Here is a 6,266-nt window from a genome sequence, read left to right on the forward strand (position 1 = left end):
GTGCAGGGCTCCTGCGCGCCGGTCGTCGCGGTAGGTGAAGCGCTCCAATGCCGCTGCCGCGCGGCCGAACAGCGCCACCGGATGGCCCCGGCGCGGGTCGCCGAGGACCGCGTCGGCGAGCACGCCCGCGGCGATTCCCGCCACCCGTCCCCCTGCCGCACGCACCACCGCAGCGTCTCACAGGGCGCACGCGCCGGAAGTGGGCAGGTCGGCGCCGACGGGATGACAGACTGACCGCATGGCTGATCTTGTTCTCACCGCGGGCACCGTCATCACGATGGACGAGTCCGTTCCCCGGGCCCGGGCCGTCGCGGTCTCCGACGGTCGCATCGTCGCCGTCGGCAGTGTCGCGGACTGCCGGGCCGCGCTGCCCGGCGCTGAGGTCGTCGACACCGGGGTCGCGGCGCTGGCCCCCGGATTCGTTGAACCGCACAGCCATCCGCTGCTGAGCGGGGTCGCCACCCAGGCGCCGGCCCGCTCCATCGCGCCATGGGTCGCCCCCAGCTGGGCCGACGTGCAGAAGGTGTTCGCCGACGCGATCGCCGACTCCGACCCCGACACCCCGTTGTGGTTCGCCGGTTTCGACGCGCTGCTGCAGGGCCACCCCGCGCCCACCGCCGACGAGTTGGACGCGATCTTCGGCGACCGGATCACCGTGGTGACCGACAACTCCGGTCACGGGGTGTATTTCAACTCGGCGCTGATCAAGCGCTACGGCTGGGATGTCGCTCCCCCGCCCGACCCGGTCGCCGCGCACTACGGGCGCAACCCGGACGGCTCGCTGAACGGGCAGGGCTTCGAACTGCCGGTGCTCACCGCGGTCACCGGACCGCTGATGGCCCAGATGGGTGACCCGCTGCTGTCGGCGGCACAGTACTACGCGCTGATGAGCCGCGGCGGCTACACCTCGACCTCGGACATGACCTACGACCCGAAGTTCGCCGCCGGCTACGAGGCGCTGGCCGCGGCGCCGTCCTGCCCGCTGCGGGTGAGCATGTGGGAGATGTCGATCACCGACACCTACGCCGAGCCGGCGACCTTCACCGCCGGCGAGTCCTGGCTGACCAAGGCGGGGGTCAAACTGTGGACCGACGGCTCGCCGTGGGTCGGCAACATCGCGATCTCGTTTCCCTACCTCGACACCGAGGCCACCCGTACCGCCGGAATCGACCCGGCCACCGCGGGCGGGCCGCAGTCGATGAACTACACCCGCGAGCAGTTGGACGCGATTCTCGACCGGGCCGCGCCGGCCGGCTGGCAGATGGCCTTCCACGCCAACGGCGACCTGGCGCTCGATCTGGCGCTCGACGCCTACGAGGCCGCGCTGGACCGCCACGGCCTGCTGGGCACCGATCACCGCTGGCGCCTCGAGCACTGCGGGGCCGGCACCCGCGCGCAGTTCGACCGGGCCGCCCGGCTCGGGGTGCACGTGTCGCTGGCGCCGTTTCAGTACTACTACTGGGGCGATCTGCTCGACGGCGCGATGTTCGACCACAAACACGGTGCGCGCTGGCAGGCGTTCGGCGACGCGGTCGCCTCGGGGGCGTGCGTGTCGCTGCACAACGACGGGTCGGTGTCACCGCCCACCCCGGTGATCAACGTCGCCACAGCGGCCACCCGAAGGACCCGTGCCGGCACGGTGCACGACGCCGAGCAGGCGATCCCGCTCCACGAGGCCTGGCGCGCCCAGACCATCAACGCCGCCCGCACACTGCACCGGGACCATCTGGTGGGTTCGATCAGCGTCGGCAAGCTGGCCGATTTCGTGGAGCTCAGCGCCGACCCGTGGGCGGTGGATCCGGCCGAGCTGATCGAGCGGGTGCAGGTGACGGGCACCTGGCTGGGCGGGCGCCGGATCGATCTGGACGAATTCCTGGCCGCGGTCTCCGCCGGCGACAACTCCGCGCACACGCATCTGGGCGAGCAGCCGGGCACCGGCTGCTGCTGACGCGCTACGGAACGATCACAGTGATGCCGTCACCGGGACCGGCCACCGCGACCAGACCGGAATCATTGACAACCGCTGCGTTGTTGTTGCCGGCGTAGGCATCGGCGGAGCTGCCGTCACCAGCGACGGCTGCAACATTGTCGTCGCCGGCGTACGCGTCGGCGCTGCTGCCGTGCCCGACCACTGTGGCGGTGTTCCTGTCGCCGTCGGCGGCGAACGCATGGCTATCGTCACCGGTAACCCGAGCAGTGTTGGCGTCACCGCCGAACGCCCGTGCGCTGCTGCCATCACCGACCACCGTGGCGCTGTTCATGACGCCGTCAACAGCGAACGCGCTACTGCCGTCACCCACCACACCGGCGATGATGCCGTCCCCGAAGAAGATCTCAGCACTGCTGCCATTGCCGAGGACCCATGCCTTGTTTCCCGAACCGTCGGTGGCCGCGGCAGTGGACCCGTCGCCGAAGACCCAGGCCCTGTTGAGGGTGCCGTCGCCGGCCGTGGCACCGCTGTCGGCGCCGAAGGCCCAGGCCTTGTTTCCGAAACCGCCGGCCGCGGTAGCTGTGGCAGCGGGGCCGAGGGCGTACGCCCCACTGAACGCGCCCTCTGCAGTGGCTGAGCTGTTCGGAAGAAAGGCGACTGCCAGCGATCCGAAACCCGACGACGTCGCACTGGCGCCGCCGATCTGCACGATCTGCATGCCGCTGAAGGAAATGCTCAGGTTGAAGATGTCGGAAATCGGACCGGCCAGCTCTGCCGGTGAGACCGACAAGGCAGTCGGATGGGATGCGGCAGGGGCGGGCTGTGACACTGTGGTCCGCCGCCAGGCCGCGTACAGCAGCTCCAGCACCGAGCCGCGGGGAGCCATCGGGGTGTCGGGCTGCAATCCCAACCAGCTCAGCAAGCCGGTGACGATGCGCGCCGAAGCCGTTTTCACCGGCAAAGTCGAGGGCTCCGGCACGTCGACCGGACCCATGGTTTCTGCAGTGGACGAGACCAACCCTGGCAGCGCTACCGCAACAGCAGCGGAATCCCGGGCCGGGGATCCGTCGGTCGATGCTGGCGGTGCTGGGGTCGCCTCGATCGGCAGTGCGGCGGGCTCGACCTCGGCTACAAGATCGTCGGCGGTATCCCGGACTTGCGGGCTCATCGCCGAGCCCTGCGGACCCGCCCCGAGTGACCGCTGCGCAGGGTCGTCGCTGCCCAATACAACTGGGCCCGAGGAGCTTTCATCCGGGTCGGCCCCGCTCGGGACAAACGCGACCGGGGCGATCTCCACATCAGGGCCGCCCGCCTCGACAGCCGACTCAGACTCATCCACGCCGTCAGCTTCATCCACCTCGACTAACGACTCATCCGTTTCGGCATCGGAGTCAGAGCCCTCGGCGGCGGACGGCCCAGACTCATCCACGCCGTCGAATTCATCCACCTCGACAGACGAGTCGTCCGTTTCAGCATCGGGCGCAGAGTCCTCGGCATCGGACGGCTCAGCCTCATCCACGCCGTCGGATTCATCCACATCGACAGACGACTCATCCGTGTCAGCACCTGGCGCAGAGCCCTCGGCGGCGGAGGGCGCAGGTGATCCGCTCGACGCCGTCTGTGACGGCGAATCATTCGTAGGCTCCGACGAGGCGTCCCTGGACGCGGACGTCGTGGTTGACGTCGACGGGGATTCGGCGGCCGCCACCTGCTGTCCGGTGGCCATCGCAGTTCCCAAACCAAGCGCGACGATCACGGCTCCGACACGAAGAAACACGGGCGCTGCACGCATTGTCTGGACACCCTTCCGAGTTTGGTTGTTCCAGAAATGTTCGGGGACATGCGCAATTCAAGGGACGGAATACGAAGGGACAGAAGCATTCCGCCACGGACAGACGAAGCACGACTACCAGCGATCTCGATTCAGGTATTCAGGAATCTACTCCTGATCGTGCACAATATCTCGATATTGTCCACACAGCGGAGGCACCCGCCCCGCGCGATGGCGTTGCGCCCAGCTTCGGACACTGTGGGCCAGTCACGCGAGCGACGTGGACGGTTGCCACATTGCCGAGGATCGCGCCGCAGCTGCCCGGGTCATCGAGGATCACCTCTGGTGGGCGCGGACGGTATCGAACCGCCGACCGCTGGTGTGTAAATGCCTTTGACCTGCTTTTATAGCGTCTCAGTGTGCCTATTCCGTTCGCATAAGTCCAGCTCAGCGGTCTCAGTCGTTTCGCTGCATCGCCCGTTTCTCACCCGTTTCTGCGCCTCTTGGCACACTCTTGGCACAGCCGGGGGTAGGGGCATCCCCTCATGCGATCGCCCCTCGGGCGACTATCGACCTTCGGCGGCGCAGGCGACTGAAGCCGGCGATCGGACATGCGTAGAGACTGCTGACCTGCGACTACACGATTCCTGTAATCGCAGGTCAGGACCACCCGAGAGGGGAACCAGCGCCTGCGCGCGGAGGCGGCTACCTATTTAGCGCTCTGCTGGTCCCGGAGCTCCGTCCGCACCGACCTGGCCCGCCGTGTAGAGAGCGGCGAGGAAATCACGATCACCAGCGCCGGCAGGCCGACAGCGAGGTTGGTGCCGGCCACTCGCCGGGCGTGGCGCCGGTGGTCCGACGCCGCTGAGGTGTTCGCCGGGCCGGCCGACCCCGACTGGGACATCGACCGCTATGAGACCGCCCAGGAAATACGCGATCCATGGTCGCCGCGGTGAGGGCTGTGCCGCACACCTGCACGGTGATCGCAGACGATGTGGTCCCCGCGTGGACGAGGATCGCGATCAGCTCCGTGGCGCTGGCCGAGCACCAGCGGTGCCCACATGTGCGACGGGCAAACCGGCCCGATTGCTGTCGCTGCGGACTCAAACCACAACACTCTGCTGAGATAGGAATGCGCTCCGATGCTGGTCATAGAGGGTTTTCGACAGACGGGCAGATTGAACCTTCGACCACCTGACCCCCTGGGAGCTCAACGGTGTTATCCGGAGTGTTACCACATCGCGATAGACCTGGTCAGAGCACATTGCGCGTCTCAGTCGAGTCGCCTCGTCTGGGTAGTTCCGGCATGTCTTGGGACACTGGTGGGACGCTGAGTCGGACCGCCTGGCTTAGATCTCCTCGTCCATCCAAGTGGCCTAGCACTAGCGACAGAGCGTCCGTTTGGCGAAGAATGGATCACGTTCCTGTCCCTGCGACGTCCTCGGGTTGTCGTTTGAAGCTTGCGGTCACCTCTTGAAAGCGCGCGCGATACCACGAACGGCTAGGGAGGCAATATCTCCGGGTCGGTGGCTCACAGCAAGGGTTCTCCTCTCATCGGCTGTCAGCCCGTCGAAGGGCTCACGTGCGCTGAAGGCAGCCGTCACTCGAAGCAAGGCTTCATAGACCTCGGCCGAGTCCACGCCTGTCGGGAAGCCCGCGGGCGCCCACTCGAAGTCGTCGAATCCAAGAGCCGCCGCAACTGCGGCCGCGGCACCCCCGAACCCTCCCGACACGTAGACCGGTTTGCCAAACTCAAGGGTGAGGCGAGCTTCCTCGATAACCCCAGGCTCCGACCCGCCATAGCGAGATAGCTTGCCTCCAACGAGTATCCGCGCGTCCGCTGCCTGGGATACACAGCGGCGCATGGCGGACAATGCCTCAGCGTCGCTATCCCCGGAAGGTGTACGTCCGGAGATGTTCGCAGGTGACAACACTTCGCCGGCGCTTGTCAAAAGATTCAGGCTCCCCGACGTCCCGAGACGGGAATCGATCGCAAGCAATTCATCCGTCGATATTCCGCGGTGCTCTGGCTCAGGTACGTAGATTTCAAGTGCGTGCCGGTCGTCGCCGTACCGGCGAACCTCACTCATGATCACGCCCGTAAAGCCCGCGGGACGCAATCGTCCCCCATATATCACGATCCCGCCGCTAAGGATCACCGCCCTCGCAAGTTCAGCAACAAGCAGCTCCAGATGCAATTCTGTGAGGCCCAGAGTGTTGAGATCCGCGCTTTGAGACACGGAGAGGGCTACACGGACGCCATGGAGGGCATCTGCGGGTACCAGCACCGGATCGCTCATTGCTTGAGCCGTCCCCCTCGGGCGGCGAAAGTCCGCGGCGTTAACACATCAACATCCTTTGTGAAGCCAGCCAGCTCACACAACTCGATCACAACCTCGCGTTCCTTCGGGCCCAAAGGAGGATCTGGGTGAATGATCCACAAATGATTGTCGGCCTGTTCGTGATTCCTATGGCTAGTGGTCCGTCTGCGAATTAGTGCGGTAGTTTGTAGTATGCCTGTTATGACAGCTGCCGCGTTGCCGGTCAGCGATGCCCAGCGTGCGG

The 6,266-nt window shown here is 66.3% G+C and carries 4 protein-coding genes and 2 pseudogenes; 2 read left to right on the forward strand and 4 right to left on the reverse strand.

Going from position 1 to position 6,266, the window contains the following annotated elements; all coding sequences use genetic code 11:
- Window positions 1–165: pseudogene (locus ACXAID_RS26590) on the reverse strand (cobalamin biosynthesis protein); the annotation flags it as partial.
- Window positions 166–238: 73 nt separating this feature from the next.
- Between ACXAID_RS26590 and ACXAID_RS26595 the strand changes: the two are divergent.
- On the forward strand, window positions 239–1,948 hold the full coding sequence (locus tag ACXAID_RS26595; RefSeq protein ID WP_475025177.1) for an amidohydrolase: 1,710 nt from the start codon (window positions 239–241) through the stop codon (window positions 1,946–1,948).
- Window positions 1,949–1,952: 4 nt separating this feature from the next.
- Here the strand turns inward: ACXAID_RS26595 and ACXAID_RS26600 are convergent, their stop codons facing one another.
- Window positions 1,953–3,467 (reverse strand): hypothetical protein, encoded by a 1,515-nt coding sequence (locus tag ACXAID_RS26600; RefSeq protein ID WP_475025178.1) that lies wholly within the window; start codon window positions 3,465–3,467, stop codon window positions 1,953–1,955.
- Between the two features lie 986 nt (window positions 3,468–4,453).
- Here ACXAID_RS26600 and ACXAID_RS26605 point away from each other — a divergent pair.
- Complete coding sequence (locus ACXAID_RS26605; protein ID WP_475025180.1) at window positions 4,454–4,657, forward strand: type II toxin-antitoxin system Phd/YefM family antitoxin; 204 nt, start codon at window positions 4,454–4,456, stop codon at window positions 4,655–4,657.
- 510 nt (window positions 4,658–5,167) lie between these two features.
- Here the strand turns inward: ACXAID_RS26605 and ACXAID_RS26610 are convergent.
- Window positions 5,168–6,001: a hypothetical protein gene (locus ACXAID_RS26610; RefSeq protein ID WP_475025179.1), complete on the reverse strand. Its 834-nt coding sequence runs from the start codon at window positions 5,999–6,001 to the stop codon at window positions 5,168–5,170.
- Window positions 5,998–6,266 (reverse strand): annotated as a pseudogene (locus ACXAID_RS26615) (hypothetical protein); the annotation flags it as partial. The pseudogene ACXAID_RS26615 and the gene ACXAID_RS26610, both read right to left, overlap by 4 nt.

This window comes from Mycobacterium sp. ABE4_509, from assembly GCF_056160785.1.

Excerpts from the sequence above, each read along its gene's own strand:
- ACXAID_RS26595 (WP_475025177.1), top strand. The coding sequence starts at position 239 with ATGGCTGATCTTGTTCTCACCGCGGGCACCGTCATCACGATGGACGAG.
- ACXAID_RS26610 (WP_475025179.1), bottom strand. The coding sequence starts at position 6,001 with ATGAGCGATCCGGTGCTGGTACCCGCAGATGCCCTCCATGGCGTCCGT.